General features: G+C 53.7%; 15 protein-coding genes. All 15 read right to left on the bottom strand.

Annotated elements, in window-relative coordinates; translation table 11 throughout:
- Window positions 1-47: 47 nt before the first annotated feature.
- The 15 genes from ACVB80_RS08865 to ACVB80_RS08795 all read right to left on the bottom strand — a co-directional run bounded on the left by ACVB80_RS08865 (window position 48) and on the right by ACVB80_RS08795 (window position 17,171).
- Window positions 48-1,751, bottom strand: coding sequence for a DUF342 domain-containing protein (locus tag ACVB80_RS08865; protein ID WP_481080928.1), 1,704 nt, complete (start codon window positions 1,749-1,751; stop codon window positions 48-50).
- Window positions 1,752-2,047: 296 nt separating this feature from the next.
- Window positions 2,048-3,706: an ATP-binding SpoIIE family protein phosphatase gene (locus ACVB80_RS08860; protein WP_481080927.1), complete on the bottom strand. Its 1,659-nt coding sequence runs from the start codon at window positions 3,704-3,706 to the stop codon at window positions 2,048-2,050.
- Between the two features lie 49 nt (window positions 3,707-3,755).
- Window positions 3,756-4,055, bottom strand: coding sequence for an STAS domain-containing protein (locus ACVB80_RS08855; RefSeq protein WP_481080926.1), 300 nt, complete (start codon window positions 4,053-4,055; stop codon window positions 3,756-3,758).
- Between the two features lie 9 nt (window positions 4,056-4,064).
- Window positions 4,065-5,219 (bottom strand): methyl-accepting chemotaxis protein, encoded by a 1,155-nt coding sequence (locus tag ACVB80_RS08850; RefSeq protein ID WP_481080925.1) that lies wholly within the window; start codon window positions 5,217-5,219, stop codon window positions 4,065-4,067.
- An 88-nt stretch (window positions 5,220-5,307) separates the two neighbouring features.
- Entirely contained in the window at window positions 5,308-6,360 is a 1,053-nt protein-coding gene (locus ACVB80_RS08845) for a protein-glutamate methylesterase/protein-glutamine glutaminase (RefSeq protein WP_481080924.1), read from the bottom strand.
- On the bottom strand, window positions 6,360-7,016 hold the full coding sequence (locus ACVB80_RS08840; protein WP_481080923.1) for a chemotaxis protein CheD: 657 nt from the start codon (window positions 7,014-7,016) through the stop codon (window positions 6,360-6,362). Before ACVB80_RS08840 ends, ACVB80_RS08845 begins: the two co-directional genes overlap by 1 nt.
- A gap of 9 nt (window positions 7,017-7,025) precedes the next feature.
- Window positions 7,026-7,889: a CheR family methyltransferase gene (locus ACVB80_RS08835; RefSeq protein WP_481080922.1), complete on the bottom strand. Its 864-nt coding sequence runs from the start codon at window positions 7,887-7,889 to the stop codon at window positions 7,026-7,028.
- Window positions 7,874-9,856, bottom strand: a complete 1,983-nt coding sequence (locus ACVB80_RS08830; RefSeq protein WP_481081078.1) for a methyl-accepting chemotaxis protein — start codon at window positions 9,854-9,856, stop codon at window positions 7,874-7,876. The genes ACVB80_RS08835 and ACVB80_RS08830 overlap by 16 nt, the downstream gene beginning before the upstream one ends.
- Window positions 9,857-9,938: 82 nt before the next feature.
- On the bottom strand, window positions 9,939-10,403 hold the full coding sequence (locus tag ACVB80_RS08825) for a chemotaxis protein CheW (RefSeq protein ID WP_481080921.1): 465 nt from the start codon (window positions 10,401-10,403) through the stop codon (window positions 9,939-9,941).
- A gap of 7 nt (window positions 10,404-10,410) precedes the next feature.
- On the bottom strand, window positions 10,411-10,902 hold the full coding sequence (locus tag ACVB80_RS08820) for a chemotaxis protein CheW (protein WP_481080920.1): 492 nt from the start codon (window positions 10,900-10,902) through the stop codon (window positions 10,411-10,413).
- Between the two features lie 9 nt (window positions 10,903-10,911).
- Window positions 10,912-12,996 carry a chemotaxis protein CheA gene (locus ACVB80_RS08815; protein ID WP_481080919.1) on the bottom strand — a complete coding sequence of 695 codons (2,085 nt, stop codon included), beginning with the start codon at window positions 12,994-12,996 and terminating at the stop codon, window positions 10,912-10,914.
- Between the two features lie 35 nt (window positions 12,997-13,031).
- Window positions 13,032-13,391, bottom strand: coding sequence for a response regulator (locus ACVB80_RS08810; RefSeq protein WP_481080918.1), 360 nt, complete (start codon window positions 13,389-13,391; stop codon window positions 13,032-13,034).
- A 20-nt stretch (window positions 13,392-13,411) separates the two neighbouring features.
- Window positions 13,412-13,675, bottom strand: coding sequence for an STAS domain-containing protein (locus ACVB80_RS08805; protein WP_481080917.1), 264 nt, complete (start codon window positions 13,673-13,675; stop codon window positions 13,412-13,414).
- A 347-nt stretch (window positions 13,676-14,022) separates the two neighbouring features.
- Complete coding sequence (locus ACVB80_RS08800) at window positions 14,023-16,062, bottom strand: GNAT family N-acetyltransferase (protein ID WP_481080916.1); 2,040 nt, start codon at window positions 16,060-16,062, stop codon at window positions 14,023-14,025.
- 134 nt (window positions 16,063-16,196) lie between these two features.
- A complete protein-coding gene (locus ACVB80_RS08795) occupies window positions 16,197-17,171 on the bottom strand; it encodes a ParB/RepB/Spo0J family partition protein (protein WP_481080915.1) in 975 nt (324 codons plus the stop codon).
- Between the last annotated feature and the right edge of the window lie 2 nt (window positions 17,172-17,173).

Raw genomic sequence — 17,173 nt, 5'->3', positions numbered from 1 at the left:
CAAATGCAGTCCAGACTAATCCACAAAGCAGAGCCGGCCGGCTCTGCTTATTTTTTGTTCTCAGGTTTGTTCTTATCCACCTCAAGCGCGTCCTGATCCATCATGGAGACCATTTCTATCTCATAGTGGTTAAACGTGATTTCCGACGGGCCATGGGGACGGCGGGTGACTATTGATTCATCGCCGTAGCGGATCGTCACTTTTGGGTAGACCCGCTCTTTTACTATGATGCTGCTGGCCTCAAGCATCTGGGTGAACTCCAGTTCGACCGCATCGAGCTTTTTCTTTGCTTTCGTCATGCGTTCATTGGTTTCACTCTTAAGGTTCATGACATTATCGATCATCTCCTGAGTACGCTCTTTCTTCGGCGTTTTGGACAGCTCCAGCTCGGCGCGGACCACCTTCATGGTCGATTCCTGTGCTTCGCGATAATTCTCTTTGAGCTTTTCTATCCCCAGCTTGTATTTGTTATAACGGGCACAGGCCTCAACTTCCGTCGCTGCGCCCCCTTCAGCCCCCAGAGTCACACAGACGATCTGACCACCCACCTGAATATTACCGCCACTAAGCGACCCCTGTTTCCCGTTGGCATCCACAACGGTCAGGTTACCGCCACAGCGGATCTCATTTTGCAGACAGTGGATCGCCATATTGATGTCATCGTGGGCCTGTACTTTGGCGTACTGGGCATATTTGGTGGTGATAGAGCCGCCTGAGCGCACCACACAGGCCACATCTTCGCCTTCGTGTATCGGGCGGCCAATGATGCCTTTCGCTGCCATGATATCGCCGTGGGCCTGCACATCGGCCGATTCGATGAACCCACCCACCGTGATAGAACCAGTCGCAAGCACCTTCATGCCCGGCTCAATATCGCCGTTGATGACCACACAGCCTTTAAACTTAATATGTCCGGTCGCCACATCGACTTTTTTCAGCACGAGGGCATTATCCACTTCGACGCTGTTGTCTTTGAGCATCGGCATGCCGGATACCGCGGCCATCAGCACGTTCGGGTCTTTTTTGGAGATATAGCTGCCCTTGGATTCCTTGAGCAATTTGTCTGCCCCGGGCTTGGGCGGGAGAGGTTTACCGGTCACGGTAAAACCCGGGGTGCCTTTGGTAGACGGAATGCGTCGCATGATCTCTTCATGCTCAGCGACTGTGATGGTCTCCCCGAGGTTACGCATGTCCACCTTATGGGTGACATTGTTCACTTCCTGAGGTTTAAGGATACGGCTGTTTACGTCCTCCACCAGCGGAACAAAGCGGGTATCTTTGCCGTCAATCGGATTCTTGCCCACCGCAACGGCCTGAATAAACTCCGCTCCCGGCGGAACGCGCTGGCTCATCGCCAGCACTTTTTTCAGCGCCAGCTTATTGATGCCCTTTTTGACATTGCCTTTGGTAAGGGCCTCCACGATTTCACTGCCACGCAGTCCCCGTCCACCACAGGCGCCGGTGACCACCATTTTGGCGATCATATCGTTGTCTTCGAGCACCACGGTCACTTCGGCATTCTTACGAAACGCAACCTGGATACCCTGAAACGCGTCTTTCTTGCCTTCCTTGGCGGCAAACACAAACCTCTGTACCGCCTCATCATCGAGATACAGCGCAGCCGCACCGATGTCTCTCAGCACGTGCTCCAGCCCTACCTCGCTGAAGTTGTTGTCAACCATCATGCTGGAAGGCAGCTGCGCAATGACGCACTGTTCATCATCTGATAACCGGACGATCTCTTTCCACATAGGCTCCACTCGGTGAATAAAACAACAACAATCTGGAATCAGTGTAACGAAACTGCGCGCAGTTAACGTAACTTTCTTCTCAAATTCCGACCACGCTCAAGAATATATTTACAGTGTAAAACTTTATTTGAACCTTTTTAATTTTAGCTCATACACCAAACAGTGAGTGAGCGCCGGATCGCACCATTTACCGGCGCTTACAGCACAAGGCAGAATGCATAATGGCAGGCTAAAGCCTGCCATTATGCAAAACCGGGCCTGTCAGATCTGAGCCGGAGAAAGGTTTACCTTCCGGCTCAGGTCAGACGGTAAACCGCCGTCACCTTTTTCCCTTCATCGGAATATTTAAGCGATTCACACAAAGCGGAAACCAGCACAATACCCCGGCCATGAGTCATGTCATCATCACAGCTTTCCATGTGCTCATAATCAAAACCTTTGCCGTTATGCTCCAGGGTCATGGTGCAAAGCCCGGGAGTGGGTTCAAAGCCGATATCCAGTGCCAGATGGGCATCTTCCGTCAGATTTCTGAGTTTCTCCTCCCTTTGCTGGTAATAGATCAGAAAGCCATCTTCATCGTCTTTCAGCTCAGAATCGAGCTCCAGCATACCGTGCTCAATGGCATTGGCCAGCAACTCGGACAGAACCGAGCAGATCAGGTCCAGGTCCTGCCCACCAGCGATCATGCCGGTCATAAACTGGCGTACTTCTCCCATCACGTTCGCCTCAACGAGCGCCGTTTTATCAAACACCATTCGGGCTTCACTCCGTATCTGGCTGACAAAAGGCTTATCCAGCTCGTGGCATTCCGGGTTCTGGTTAATCACCGGAAAACGCATCGTCAGAATGGACAGATCATCATGGCAGGGGCCGCCGGCAAACTCACTGACCGCTTCGCTTACCGCCGGGATAAGGTCGCCTCCCTGCTTAACAACCTCTTTGAGCCGTTTTTCACCAAACTGCTCATCGTACTCATTGGCCGCTTCTGTCACCCCGTCGGTGTAACACAAAATGGTCTGCCCCTCATCCATGCTGAGCATGGTGAGGTCTGCCTCAAACTCTTCAGGGCTGAGCACCCCGAGCGGCATGTGCCGCGATGTCAGCCGGTTCAGAATTTCACCTCCACTGCCAATCACGTAGCCATCGGGCAGACCACCACCCCACCAGGTCACATCCCGTCCGTTGGCGCTTATCTCAAACACACTGGCGGCCAGCATCATCCCCATTGGCAGAAAACGCCCCAGGGAGTTATTGATCTCAAAAACGATATCCCCAAGCGCCAGGCCTTTAGCCGCCATGGAAAAGAACGCCCGGGTAGCAGGAATAGAAGAGATGGCTGCCGGAAGGCCATGGCCGGTCGCATCGGCAATCATCACGTACGCGCCGCCCTGGGGGCGGTTTGCCATTACGATAAGGTCACCGTTAAACACCGTAGTTGGGGTAGAAACAAACTGAATGCCTTCAATTTCGTGGTTCATCTCCTCCATCAGGTTGGTAAAGATAGACTCAGAAATGGCGTAGTCGTATTTGACCTGTTCACGGAACTGACTCAGTTCATCGCGCTGGCGGCTGACCTCATTGTGCATGGTAGCAATACGGTAATGAGCCTGTACTTTGGCCAGAAGAGTACTCCGGTCCACAGGTTTCAGGATGAAATCATCGCCATAGAACAGGCAACGGCCAAAGGAGTCCCGGTCATCGAGAACGGTAAGGAAAATAATCGGGATATGCACGCCACCAAAGGTTTCGCGGATCTCCTTTGCGGTAACAAAGCCGTCTTTGACCGGCATCATCACGTCCATCAGGATGATATCCGGTAACTGGTCGAGCTCAGCCAGATACTCCACTACCCCTTCACCGTTTTCAAACAGGGTAATGTCATCCGCGAGATCCGCCAGCATATAGCGAAACATCTCGCGGTTGGTCTTCTGATCGTCAACAATCACTATATGCATGGGATCCTCTGGGTTACATCGTTTGTGGCCAAAGAGACAATCCCGGGCATTATTCAATCGAAAACTTCTTGTCGAAGCGCGAGATCAGCAGAATTTTCTTCACCTGAGGCATGGAATTGGTGATCTGGATATTGCCGTCTTTCTGGCCCAGATACTTGTGCATATTGAGCAACATCCCCAACCCGGCACTGTCGATGTAATCCACTTTGCGAAAATCGACCACGTAACGGTAATCCTTGTGGTTGTAATAGCTCTGCCTGAACTCATGCACCAGATTGAATCCGAACGCTCCCTCAACAGAGATGGTAATCCTTTGATTATTGCTGTCTATTTCTGTATTCACTGACATAACTATCCCCTAAAACAGCTCAACTTCACCTTCTTCAATATTAGACTGTGTGGCCGCCGGTGCGCCGCGCTGCTTCACTTTTTCAATCAGCCCGTCCACCTGATCCACAAACTGCTCTGAAGTCAGTTTTTCTTCCCGGTATGCCTGAATGAGGCCGCCCAGCTCTTCAAGGCTGACGACGCTCTTCATCGCATGCTCGCCCTGCTGGGTGACAATATCGGCAAACTGCAGGGCGCGGATCCCGTTGCTGACCTGACCTTCGATCTGGCCACCCAGATCCCGCAGGCGATCCACTTCCAGTTTGATCTCTTCATTTACCTGCTGAACACCGTGCAGCATCTCTTCAACCTGATCCTTGGATTCGATCGCGACGGTCATATCGATCGATGCGATCTCCCCCACGGTCTGATTGGCTTCCTTAATCGTCTGCTGAGCGACATTGATCTCCTGCTGGATCTGATCATTGAGTTCTTCTGCCTTTTTCGACAGCGCCCGCACTTCATCGGCCACCACCGCAAAGCCACGCCCGGCTTCGCCCGCCCGGGCGGCCTCTATCGCAGCATTCAGCGCCAGCAGGTTGGTTTGCTCCGAAAGCCCGCGCACCTGGGTGAGCAGGCTGAACACGTTATCCAGCTTGGCCGACATATCATGAATGCTGTGAACCGAGGAAATACTCCGCTCAGAGACATCTACCAGGATCTGAACATAGTGAGAAATGATTTCTTCGGTTTTGGGCAACACCTGACTCAGGCTGTAGCGGCTGTCATCATTCACCAGCAGGTTAGTCACCAGATCCGATGACACCGAGTTCTGATTTTCCGCCAGTTCCTGCAAGCCAAAGAAACTGCTGTTGAGAGTTTCCACCGACTCTTCGGTGACCGAACGCTGATTACTCAGTGCTTCCTGCAGGCTGACGGTCTCTTTATCCAGCAGATCCTGCAGCCCTTTCAGCCGGTTTCCCACCTGCTGTTTGCTCTCTATATGCTGTTTCTTCGCTTTTTGATGAATTTCAACCACCCTTCGCTGAAGCAGCCAGGGCAAGCCAGCCGCCGCCAGTACCAGCACAGCTGACAGCCAGAACGAAGACAACCACCAGGCCAGCAGCAGTGCCAGCCCCTGACCCGTAAATACCAACATCGCACGTTGTGAACCTGAATTTGTCATTTGGCTCTCCCCGCCAATTATCATTATCTGCCGGTTTTTTTTTGTATCGGTTGTAACCGGCAAGCCTTCTTAAATCATAGACATAAACTCAGGATACGACGCTATCCTGTTTTAAAGCCTCACAGATCAGAGCCGGTATCCGGCCCAGTGGCGCCACGGTGCGGGCTGCGCCCAGCTCAACTGCCACCCGCGGCATCCCCCATACCACAGAGGTGTTTTCATCCTGCGCCAGGGTGACCGCGCCCTGTTTTCTCAGCCTGAGCATACCGCTGGCCCCATCGTTTCCCATTCCGGTCAGCAGCGCGGCAATAGCGTGTCTGCCTGCCGCTTCAGCGACGGAATCAAACATCACGTCTACCGAGGGCTTATGGCGGTTCACCGCCGGACCTTCATCCGGCGTGGCGTACAGGTTCCCGTCTCTGGCAAATACGCTCAGATGCCGGTCTCCGGGTGCGACATAGGCACAACTCTGCTCCAGAAGATGTGGCCCTTCGGTCACTTCAATGACTTTAAGCTCACTGAAACTGTCGAGCCGGGTGGCAAACGGCCCGGAGAACAGCGCACTGATATGCTGAGTGATCACGACTGGTGGCAGCCCTTTTGGCAGCGCCGCCAGAACGTTTCTGACCGCCTCTGTACCCCCGGTTGATGCACCAATCGCAATCACCTGACAGGAATGGGAAGAATCAACCCAGGGCTCGATAGCATGCTGCTCGCGGCGATGATCCCAGCGCACGTTGGCACCAGCAGCCAGCCTGACCTTATCGTTAACCAGATCCCGGTAAGCGACCATCTCTGCCGGGTTATTAAGGGTTGGCTTGGGGAAGTAATCCACTGCGCCAAGCTCTAACGCCTGCAGGGTCACTTCCGCACCGTGCTGGGTCAGGGTAGAGATCATCACAACCGGCATGGGCCTCAGGCGCATCAGGTTTTTCAGGAACTGAACGCCATTCATACGCGGCATCTCGATATCCAGCGTCAGTACATCCGGGTTGTGTAGTTTGATCAACTCCCGGGCCTGATACGGATCTTCCGCCACGGCCACCACTTCCAGCAATGGATCTGAGTTAATGATCTCAGACAGCAGCGCCCGGAATACCGGCGAATCATCGACTACCATTACACGCTTTATGTCACTCATCAGAACAGCTCCACATCGTCGTCGTGCGGCTGGTGGCTCTCCACATCAAGCCGTTGGGCGTATTCATCTTCACGCTGCTTCACGCGCTCAACATCAGCAAAGCGGATGCGTTTCACCCAGGCCCTGCCGGTCAGGGGTTCAAACATCACTTTGCGCGGCACCATGCCGCCAAGGTCCTGTTTATCAATTTCAAAGTGCTCGGCGTGGGCATAGCTCAGTGCAAACTCAATGTTCTTGTCACCGATCAGGGCGTGTTTCCCGAGCATCTGTGCACCACCAAACAGCTTGAGCCGGATACGGTCACGCTGTGCCCCCGCAGCCAGCAGCTGGTTAATCAGCATCTCCATGGCGTTATTGCCGTAACGTGAAGCCGTAGAGATGATTTCGGTGGGGTGCCAGTGCTCCAGCTCATATTTGCTGTCAAACGGCAGCAGAAAGTGATTCATGCCACCTACCGGCACGGTTTCATCCCACATACAGGCAGCAATACACGACCCAAGCCCGGTACAAATCAGCTCATCTTCTGTTGTGGTGTAAATTCCGCCCGGCATCACTTTCACAAGGTGTTTTTTGTGGCTGTGATGATAAAAGCGGTTAAACCGCTGTGCATGGGTCTGCATGCGATCATGAAGTCCGGAAGTCTTACGCCCTTTCATCCCGTTCTCCTACACCTGTTTCAGGTAGATGGTGTGACCAAGGTGACGAAACAGATCCGTCTTGCTGCCCACGCTTTCAGAATGACCGATAAACAGCACCCCATCTTCGGTAAGGTGCTCATGAAAACGGGTGATCAGCTTTTCCTGGGTCGGCTTGTCAAAGTAGATCATCACATTCCGGCAACAGATCAGATCGAATTTCTGCTTCATCGGCCAGTCAGCCAGCAAATTGAGCTGATTGAAGGTCACATACTGCTGCAGTGCCGCTTTGATCTTCATCTGACCACCGCGCGCCCCTTTGCCTTTGACAAAGGCTCCTTTGAGATAACGCGCTGGGATCGACTTCACCGCATCCATGTCGTAAATCCCTTCCCTCGCCCGGGCCAGTACCCGGGTATCCAGGTCTGTCGCCAACAGGCGAAAATCGCAGCCACTTTCCAGCAATCCGCTGTGCGACAGCATAGCCAGAAAACTATAAGGCTCCTCACCGGTTGAGCAGCCTGCCGACCAGATCCGTACCGGCTTTTTGCGCTGTTTCCAGCGGGGAACCAGCACCTGCTCCACATAATCAAAGTGATGTAACTCACGGAAAAAGTGGGTTTTATTTGTGGTTATCTGATTGATAAAGTTGACTTTTTCCTCTTCATCACTCTCAATCAGCTCCCGGTATTCAGCAAAGCGCTGCATTTTATGCTGACGCAGCAGACGACTGACCCGGCCATACACCATGGCCTTTTTCTTGTCTGACAAAAAAATGCCGACATTCTTGTGAATAAACCACTGAATGAACTTAAAGTCCTGCTGAGTGACCTCAAACTCCCGGCCATCGAGCACGTCATCCGGTGCAGCCCGCTGGTCTAGAACTCTTCCCATTCGTCATCATCCTCACTGAGTTGAATGCCGCTGTTGGCCACCTTTGGCGCGGACTCCGGCTGACGAAGCTCGCTGACATTTGCCGCCGGTTTCGCTGGTGCCGGCTTTTGTGGCGCGGCCGGTTCACTCAGACGTTTGACATTTTCATCGGTCGAGAAGAAGTTCATCAGGTTCAGCAGATCGCGACCTTCATCCTTGAGTGACTGGCTGGCGGCTGAGGTTTGCTCGACCAGGGATGCATTTTGCTGGGTCATCTCATCCATGGTCGCTATCGCGCGGCTGATCTCATCGATCCCGGTGGCCTGCTCCTGACTGGACTGGGCGATCTGGGTGATCAACTCTGAAACCCGCGCTACCGCGTCCACGATCTCATTCAGCGTAGAACCGGATTCATCGACCAGGCGGGATCCTTCGTCCACTTTCTCCACGCTGTCGTTAATCAGGCCTTTGATCTCTTTCGCTGCAGCGGCACTGCGCTGCGCCAGATTACGCACTTCCCCGGCCACTACGGCAAACCCCCTGCCCTGCTCACCGGCCCTGGCCGCCTCTACAGCGGCGTTCAGCGCCAGCAGGTTGGTCTGGAAAGCTATCTCATCAATCACGCCGATAATGTCAGCAATTTTGCGGCTGGCATCGTTAATTTCTGCCATCGCGGCCACGGCCTGACCGACCACTTCACCGCCTTTACCCGCTTTTTTCGCTGCATCATCCGAGAGTTCATTGGCTCCTTTGGCATTAGCCGCGTTCTGTTTCACCGTCGCGGTCATCTCTTCCATGCTGGCAGCGGTTTCTTCCAGGTTCGATGCCTGTGCTTCCACCCGCTGGCTGAGGTCATTATTGCCATCTGCAATTTCGGTCGATGCCGTTGCCACCCGGGCTGATGAGGTGGTGATCTTATCGACCATATTACGCAGGTTAAGAATCGAAGTGTTCACCGCTTCCGTCAGGCGGGCAAACTCGCCTTTGCTGTCTTCCGACATATTGGAGTTCAGGTCACCTTCCGCTACCCGGCTCATCACAGCAATACACTCATCGACCGGTTTCACCATGGCTTCAAGCAGATTGTTGATCCCTTCACCCAGCTCACGCATAAAGCCGCTGTACTGGCTGGTATCAATCCGCTCATCGAGCTCACCGGCAATGGCTTTCTGGATCAGGTTCTCAACCTGACGCTGACCATCCTGCTGCTCGGTGATATCCACCCACTGCAGCGCCGGCCCCATGTAATTGCCCTGCCTGTCCCGCATCGCAATACAGGTAAGGTTGAACTCCAGCGACCCCACTTTGATATTAGAGCTGAACGGCAGACTGTCAGGATTATTGATGATCCCGCGCTGGTGGGCCGGATTTTTATGGAACACATCAATGTTCTGACCAATCAGATTAGATGAGTCAAACGCAGGCAGAACCTGGCGCAGCTCCTGCTCACGGCTTTTCAGCAGTGTCATCAGAGCCGGATTCAGGTAGCGGATGATGCCATCGGTATCGGCCATCATCAGGTTGGTCGTCATGCCTTCCACGGCCGAAGCCAGACGGCCAATCTCTTCATCCCGGGCGCGTTTTTGGGTAACGTCTTTCCACTCCAGGGTATTACCGGTATAGGTACCGGATGCGTCCATGATCGCGCTGACGTTAAGCTCAATCAGCACATCTTTGATTTTTATCGTGGTACGGTACGGCAGATTACCCGGGTTGGACAACAGCTGGCGCTGATGGGCCGGATTGGCATGAAACGCATCAATACAAAAGCCAAGCAGGTGTTCTTCGGTCGCGCTGAAACCCGGCCAAACGCTGCGAAACAACTCTTCGTGCTGCTTTAACAGCGCCAGCGACTGGCGGTTCACATAGGTGATGTTAAAGTCCCGGTCAATCATCATCAGCGCGGTCTGCGCTGCATCCAGGGCTGACAGAAGCTGAGCATAACTGATCGCACCCTGTGGTTCAGGCTCAGGCGTATGTTCCTGCATCAGCGTATCTTTCGCCTCGGCAATAAATTGTGAGGCCGCCTCCGGCTCTTTGTTTCGATTCCAGAATCCCATAAGTTCACCTTTAACTGAGCGCTTCGCTTTCGGTTAGTTGTTTCAGCTCTTTTGTATCGAACAGAGCTTCTAAGTTGATCAGAATGATGTGGCCATCCCCGGCCGGGGCGATGCCCACCACATAGTTATCATCCAGGGTACGCGACATATTCGGTGCCTGGCGTATGTCATCACCACTGAGGGCGTACACTTCAGAAACGGCATCCACGATGATCCCAAGTGGCTCGCCCTGGCTGTCATTGAGAACCACCACCACAGTTGTGGTATTGATTTCTGCCGCTGGCAGATCAAAGCGCAGCCTCAGATCCACAATGGGCACGTACTCACCGCGTATTTCCAGCAGTCCTTTCAGATAATCCGGCGTGTTCGGCACCGCCCGGACCGGTGTCCAGCCGCGCACCTCCCGCACATCCAAAATCGGTACACCATACTCCTCGCCTTCCAGAATGAAGCTCAGATACTCATTCGCTGCCATGCTTACCTCATCCTTTTAATATTGAGTCCATGTTGAGAAGCGCCTCAGTGCTGAGCAGGGACATCACCTGCTCATCCACATTCAGCAATCCATGGGTAAACGGAGTCACCAGGGTCTCCCCAACCGGGGGGGTGATCGACTGGTCACCCTGGCTGACCACATCGGCCACCGCGTCTACCACCAGTCCCATCAGGCGTTCTTTCTCGTCAAAACGGTAACGCAGCACCAGCACAACCGTGGTGGGAAGATAGCTGCACTCGCCCACTTCAAAGCGCGCCCTTAAGTCGATGACCGGTACTATCATGCCGCGCAGGTTGATGACGCCTTTAACGAAATCCGGAGCGCGCGGGATGGGAGTCGGATGCTCCCAGACCCTGATCTCTTCCACATCACCAATTTCCACACCGTATAACTCATTCTTCAGACTGAAGCTGAGATAATCCGCATTGGCGCTGATCTGATTGTCTGTACTGTTGCCATCTGCCATAACCGGATCCATCTGCACCCCTTACGCCGCAGCGCCGCCGTTGTTGTCTGTCTGGCGACGCAAGAACGCCGTCACCAGCCCCTGAATATCCAAAATCAGTGATACCGAGCCATCGCCGAGAATGGTCGCACCAGAGATCCCGGCCACTTTGCTGTAGTTCGATTCCAGGCTCTTGATCACCACCTGCTGCTGATCGAGCAGTTGATCTATCACCAGCCCGACCCGGTTACCGGCAGCTTCTACCAGACAAAGGATCTGGCCTTCAAGATCGCCACTGCGGCCAACCTGAAACTCTTCATGCAGCCGCAGCAGCGGAATATTTTCTTCCCGCAGCCGGTAAAGCTCGATCCCGCCGGAAGCGAGCTTGACGTGCTCCGGCTCGATCTCCAGCGACTCGACAATGGTCAGCAGCGGAATGACATAGACCTGCCCGGCAACCCGAACTAACTGACCGTCCAGTATCGCCAGTGTCAGCGGCAGGCTGATGGTGAAGGTGCTGCCTTCACCCAGCGCCGATTCCACTTCAATATGGCCGCCGAGCTCTTCTATGTTTCGCCGTACCACATCCATACCCACACCGCGGCCGGAAATATCCGAGACCTCTTCTGCAGTAGAGAAACCCGGCGCAAATATCAGGTTGAGCACCTGCTTGTCCGTCATCTCCTCCCGGCGGGCATCGGGCGGCAGCACGTTTTTGTCTTTGGCTTTTTGCCACAGGCGCTCACAGTCGATACCAGCTCCGTCGTCTTTCACTTCGATGATGATCGAACCGCCCTGATGGTAGGCATTGAGCTCTATCACCCCGGTGTCCGGTTTGCCGTTTTCCAGGCGCTCCTGAGGCAGTTCGAGGCCGTGATCAATACCATTACGCACCAGGTGCACCAACGGGTCCACAATCCGCTCCAGCACGGTTTTATCCAGCTCAGTATTTTCTCCGCTGATACGCAAATCCACCTGCTTGCCAAGGCGGCCGGACAGGTCACGCACCAGACGCGGAAAACGGCTGAACGCGAAGCTCATTGGCAACATACGGATATTGAGCACGTTCTCCTGCAGGTCTTTACTGTTCTGAAGCAACTGATCCAGCCCGGCGCGGAGCTTCTCCAGTTTATCGGCACTGAAGTCGTTACCGATTTCGGTCAGCATCGACTGAGTGATCACCAGCTCACCGACCAGGTTTATCAGGCTGTCCACCTTATCGATATCCACCCGGATAGAGCTGACGCTGGAATCAGCTTTGGCGACTTTACCCGGCGATGATTTGTTATCTGCTGCAGGTGTCTCCGGCTTTGACGGCTCAGGTTCAGCCAGACCGGCTGCATCGGGTGACGCTGGCTCTGAAGGTAAAACCAAATCAGGAGCTGAGACCGGCTCAGGCTCCGCTTTGCCGATACTCAGGTCACACTGATCTTCGACCCACTCAAACACTTCCTCCAGAAGGTGTTTCTCAATGCCGCCGGACACCTCAAGCCGCCAGCTCAAATAGCAGAGCTCTGCCTCCAGCTCAGAAAGCACCGGCAGTTTGGTCACGTCACAATGAATGACGACCTCAGGGTCAATCTCGCGGATCTCAGCCAGAATGCGCAACGGGTCATTTCCGCTGAAAAACAGGTCCTGATGCGGGGTAAACTGAATTTGCCAGGGGCGTGCATCCTCTTCTTCCGGTTCAGTCAACTCTGCTGCGGCATCATCCGTGACCAGCTCCGGCTCTGCGTCATCCATAAGTAACTGCTGCAATTCGGTGGTGATCACCCCGCGAAGTTCGCTCGCCGGCTCTTCTTCGCCCTGCTCGTAACCTTCGAGCGTCTCTTTGATGCAGTCACAGGATTTAAGCAGGATATCGATGCTGTGCGCGGTCAGATTTTTCTGACTGTTGCGCACCTCATCCAGATAGGCTTCTACAGAATGGGTGAACTCACTGATGGCGAGCAGATTAAACGTTGCCGCGCCACCCTTAATCGAATGGGCTGCGCGGAAAATGGTATTGATGGTTTCGAGTTCAACCTGCGCAGGGTCAATCTCCAGCAGTTCAGTTTCCAGTACTTCGAGGTTCTCACGGCACTCTTCATAGAACATCTTTCGAAGCTGATTCATGTCCAAAGCCATAGCACTTCCTTTCTTGTTATTATGGAAAGGCGTACTCAGATAACGCGTTTAAGCGTTTTGAGCAGTGTCTCAGGATTAAACGGCTTAACCAGCCACCCCGTTGCCCCGGCCTTTTTCCCTTCCTGTTTTTTCTCCATGCTGGTTTCTGTGGTCAGCATCAGGATCGGAATAAACTTATATTGCGGATTCCCGCGAATTGCCCGGACAAGATCAAAGCCCCCCATCACCGGCATATTCACATCTGAAATCACCACATCAAATTTGGTCATATTGGCTTTTCGCAACGCGTCACTGCCATCGTTGGCAGTTTCAACTTCATAACCGGCGTCACGCAGGGTGTGACTGACCATCTGACGAATGGAAACAGAGTCGTCAACAGCAAGAATTTTTGTCATGGTGTGTTCCTCACAAATGTTTATCCTTCAAACAGGCTGGTCAGATCCAGCACAGCGATCGCCTGCGCCATCGCTTCGGGCACATTGATAAGTTGGATGTCAGTATTTGTTTGCCGGGCACTGATAAACAGAGCAGCGAGAACCTGTAAACCAGCCGCGTCCAGCCGGGTGACCGGAGAAGCATCAATAATCAGCGTATCGTTACTGTCCAGCCAGCGCTGGTATTCGTTTTTAGCGGGTAGTACGTTGCTGATTTCCAGTGACTCATCGAGAAGACATTGCATGTTTAGAACCTGATAAACCTAGCTATTTTTATACTGACATCATCATTGAGTGTAGGAGGCTTTCCGGGATTGGCAAATATGACAGTGGAAAGATATGGATGAAGAACTGAGCTGTACAGAGAAGTCAGGAGAGGCGAGCTCATCACTGAAGCGGTTCAAAGGGGATTAAGAAAAGGACGGGAAATGAAAAGCTTATAGTAAGCAGGGATATTATCTTCTGTCTGTGGCTCAAGTTCAGTCGGGAATATTTCTTCCGGCTCAACCGGGGCTGGCCAACCTGGCCAGGCCAATTTACAGTGTAAATCGACCCGGCCATACAGGTTACTCAGAAAACCGTGCGTTGCGATTTACACTGTAAATTGCGCCAGCAGAACCTGTAAATCCTGGCGGATTAACGCGGCGGCCTGTTTTTTCCCGGACAATTCAAACTCATGCACAAGTTGTGATACCGGCCATCGCTGAATAAAACAGGCGCAAAGCAACGCCGCCTGCGCAGGCTCCACCACACTGTTACTGAGCAGATTCAAAAGCAGACGAACCGCAGCATCCGATACTGAGTCCTGACTGCCGCCTCCGAGCACGAAGCGTTCCAGCCGGCGAAGATGACCCGGATTGAGTTCTGTCATGTAATCCTGATAACGCCCCATCGACAACAGCTGAATCACAAGAGCAGGTTCAAGCTGAGAGAGAGCTCCGGCACCGGCCAGATTCACCAGCAGGTTTTCCCAGCCGGTCAGGCGCGCCTGATCAAGCAGCGCCTGAGCCTCATTCCCATCAGCATGAATCATTACAACCGAGTGACAGCCACTGGCCTGATCACGGCTGCTGCCCACCCGCACAGCCTGATAACCGGCCTGACTCCAGAAGCCAAGCAGTTCATCTGTTGCGCCAAAACTGGTCGCCAGATAACAGTCATCATTCTGAACTTCTGCCCGAAGCTGATTAAGCATACTCAGCCCGGCTCCCCTGCCCTGCATGTCAGGATGAACGGCGATGCGCATAATGCGTTTACAGCGCAGGCGGGCAAATTCATCCATACCCAGCTGATTCACCATAGTAACCGGGACAAGCTGACCTTTGGGTCTGCGTTTTCCAACGGCAATGGCGTCAATCATGTGCTGCTCAAGCCCGCCTTCGTTCACCACCGATATCACCCCGATACAGGTATCATCCTGTCTGGCGACATACAGCTCTGTTTCCGGATCGGCCAAAAGCTGAATCAAATCTGACGGACTGGTCTGATAATGGGCGTTGACCAGCAGCGCAAACACGCGCCGTAATAACTGCGGTTGCCGGGACAGCTCCGAAGCCGGCACTTTTTCAAGACAGGGTCTGGCATCCGGCAGCGCAGCTTCGTCCAGATCGCAGTTCAGTAAGAAGGTATCAAACAGCCAGGCTTCCAGCGGATCACCTGCCGACCAGCGAACCGGCTGCTCCAGATGGCGGAAACGGGTGCCCGGCCGCTTCGCAGTCAGCCAGGGCAAAAACTTGAGCGTAAAACCACGGCCACAGCCTTCATAACCATAAACCGTTCCCGACATCACCATACGGTGATAGCAGCCAATCAGGCGTTTAAGCATGGGGACGGGCAGCGCAGATGCTTCATCGACCAACAGTAAATCGCACTCCGGATTTTCACGCAGCAGCTGATCAGGCGCGATAAAGCGCAGCCAGCCATTATCGGTATGCAGCTCAGAAGCATGAAACGCCTGCCCGAGAGATTCAGCCGCGTGACGAAACAGCGGCGTAACCGACTTCACTGCCGGTGCGCAAACCAGGATCCGCGCTTTACGCGAAGCCAGAATTTTGCCTGCCGCCAGCCCAAGTGCGCTGCTTTTACCCCGCCCCCGGTCAGCTGTCAGCACCAGCGGCCGTTTTCGGTGACCGTTCAGAACCTGCAAAATATCATCCACCGCTGCCTGCTGCTGACTGAAATCCGCTTCTGCCTGGTCCTGCTGCCCGGCCACTGGCAAAGCGTCCGGCACGCAGTCCGGTGTTAAAAACACTAACTGTTGCCAGGCGGCACTCATCCAGTTGTCCGCCGGAGTTTGAACAGGTTTGTCGCTGCCAAGGATAAACAGCAGATGACCGCCGGTCAGAATACCGCTTGCTGCGGTGAGACTGTTGGCATCCAGCCCTTCTGCCAAATCGACAATCAGACAGTCTGCTTCCTGACCCAATAGTCGGGTACCGGCTTTGGCAGGATAGTGAGCCACACCTTCAACCGGCTCCCCACCGAGTTTCACCGCCGCGCTGCAGCCCTGCGCCTGACAGTAGTTCCGGATAAGAGAGTGAGCCCATTCGTCCGGCCCCTGAAGGCAGACGCCAAAACGGTGAAAACTTGTCTGAGCAACCTGAGTCAGTTTAAGAAGATAGTCGAGATGCATAGCTGGTAATTTATCGGAGTCGTTGTCAAAAATGATAAACCCTGGGCCCGGCTTTATCTAATCATTCTTTCCTTTCCCGGGGATCAGGCGTAAAAAAACCGCACCTGAGTGCGGTTTGAAATTTCAGATTTGGCTTAGCCCAGTTTCTGAGAAAGAAATTCCAGGATTTCCTCTGCCAGCTGATCGTCAAGTTTTTTCAGATTCAGCGACATAGCACTGCCTTTACGGGTGTAACTTACCCGGCCTTTTACCAGTTCCACCTTCTTCGCTTTCTCTTTTGCCGGTGCCGGCATCAGCTCTGCGATCCAGTTTTCCAGCTGCTCGGTCACATCTTTGGTGATGCGCGCCACGCCCTGGCTGGCACTCTTCTGCCACAGCGAGCCCTGCTCTGAATGACACTTCTCCAGCAGCTCTTTCTTATGCTCTTCAGAAAGAGCACAGAAATGCTTGTGCAGCTTAACAATCGTCGGACGACCCAGTTCGCTCACGTTCGGGTATGCCTGCAGCAGCTCCAGTGGCAGTGCGGCCGCCTTAAGAGCGCCACTGACCAGAGCTTCACTGCACTGGAACATCTGTGCCAGCGCTTTCTGATCCGCCGCTTCACCGCTGTCGAGTTTGGCCTGCATTTCACGGCCGCGCTCATACAGAGACAGAGGTTTGTGCGCGTTCGCCACATCAGACAGGAACTTGGCGTGTTCGGTGTTGATGTTGTCCGCCACGTAAACCAGGAAGTCCTGCTCCGCCAGAATACACGACATACGACGACGACTGCCGTCCAGTACTTCGATTTTGCCATCTTCAGTACGGCGGCCAACCGCCGGGTACTGCTGACCACGCTCTTTCAGCGTAACCAGAATATCAGACAACGCATGCGGGTTCAGGAATGACTGCTCACGGGAGTTTTCCGCGAATACGCAGGTTTGCTCAGCTACTTCTGCCGCCGGAACGCGCATCAGTTCAAAGGCAACCGTCTCTTTACCAGCCACAGCCAGCTCAATCACCTGCGCCTTATCTTTGGCTGCGGTCTGTGCTTCCTGCGGTGAGCTCACCCGGCGCTTGTTGGTTTTACCAAACAGTTTCGCGTTGAGTTCTGAAGTTTTGATTGCCATGA

It is taken from the genome of Vibrio sp. 9-16B-A1, from assembly GCF_056726165.1.
Note: the sequence above shows the minus strand (reverse complement) of the source record. Positions and strands in the feature narration are given on the sequence as shown.

Bases quoted from the DNA above. Each gene is read 5' to 3' on its own strand.
- ACVB80_RS08865 (WP_481080928.1), bottom strand. From the start codon at position 1,751: ATGTGGAAAGAGATCGTCCGGTTATCAGATGATGAACAGTGCGTCATT.
- ACVB80_RS08860 (WP_481080927.1), bottom strand. From the start codon at position 3,706: ATGCATATAGTGATTGTTGACGATCAGAAGACCAACCGCGAGATGTTT.
- ACVB80_RS08855 (WP_481080926.1), bottom strand. From the start codon at position 4,055: ATGTCAGTGAATACAGAAATAGACAGCAATAATCAAAGGATTACCATC.
- ACVB80_RS08850 (WP_481080925.1), bottom strand. From the start codon at position 5,219: ATGACAAATTCAGGTTCACAACGTGCGATGTTGGTATTTACGGGTCAG.
- ACVB80_RS08845 (WP_481080924.1), bottom strand. From the start codon at position 6,360: ATGAGTGACATAAAGCGTGTAATGGTAGTCGATGATTCGCCGGTATTC.
- ACVB80_RS08840 (WP_481080923.1), bottom strand. From the start codon at position 7,016: ATGAAAGGGCGTAAGACTTCCGGACTTCATGATCGCATGCAGACCCAT.
- ACVB80_RS08835 (WP_481080922.1), bottom strand. From the start codon at position 7,889: ATGGGAAGAGTTCTAGACCAGCGGGCTGCACCGGATGACGTGCTCGAT.
- ACVB80_RS08830 (WP_481081078.1), bottom strand. From the start codon at position 9,856: ATGCAGGAACATACGCCTGAGCCTGAACCACAGGGTGCGATCAGTTAT.
- ACVB80_RS08825 (WP_481080921.1), bottom strand. From the start codon at position 10,403: ATGGCAGCGAATGAGTATCTGAGCTTCATTCTGGAAGGCGAGGAGTAT.
- ACVB80_RS08820 (WP_481080920.1), bottom strand. From the start codon at position 10,902: ATGGATCCGGTTATGGCAGATGGCAACAGTACAGACAATCAGATCAGC.
- ACVB80_RS08815 (WP_481080919.1), bottom strand. From the start codon at position 12,996: ATGGCTTTGGACATGAATCAGCTTCGAAAGATGTTCTATGAAGAGTGC.
- ACVB80_RS08810 (WP_481080918.1), bottom strand. From the start codon at position 13,391: ATGACAAAAATTCTTGCTGTTGACGACTCTGTTTCCATTCGTCAGATG.
- ACVB80_RS08805 (WP_481080917.1), bottom strand. From the start codon at position 13,675: ATGCAATGTCTTCTCGATGAGTCACTGGAAATCAGCAACGTACTACCC.
- ACVB80_RS08800 (WP_481080916.1), bottom strand. From the start codon at position 16,062: ATGCATCTCGACTATCTTCTTAAACTGACTCAGGTTGCTCAGACAAGT.
- ACVB80_RS08795 (WP_481080915.1), bottom strand. From the start codon at position 17,171: ATGGCAATCAAAACTTCAGAACTCAACGCGAAACTGTTTGGTAAAACC.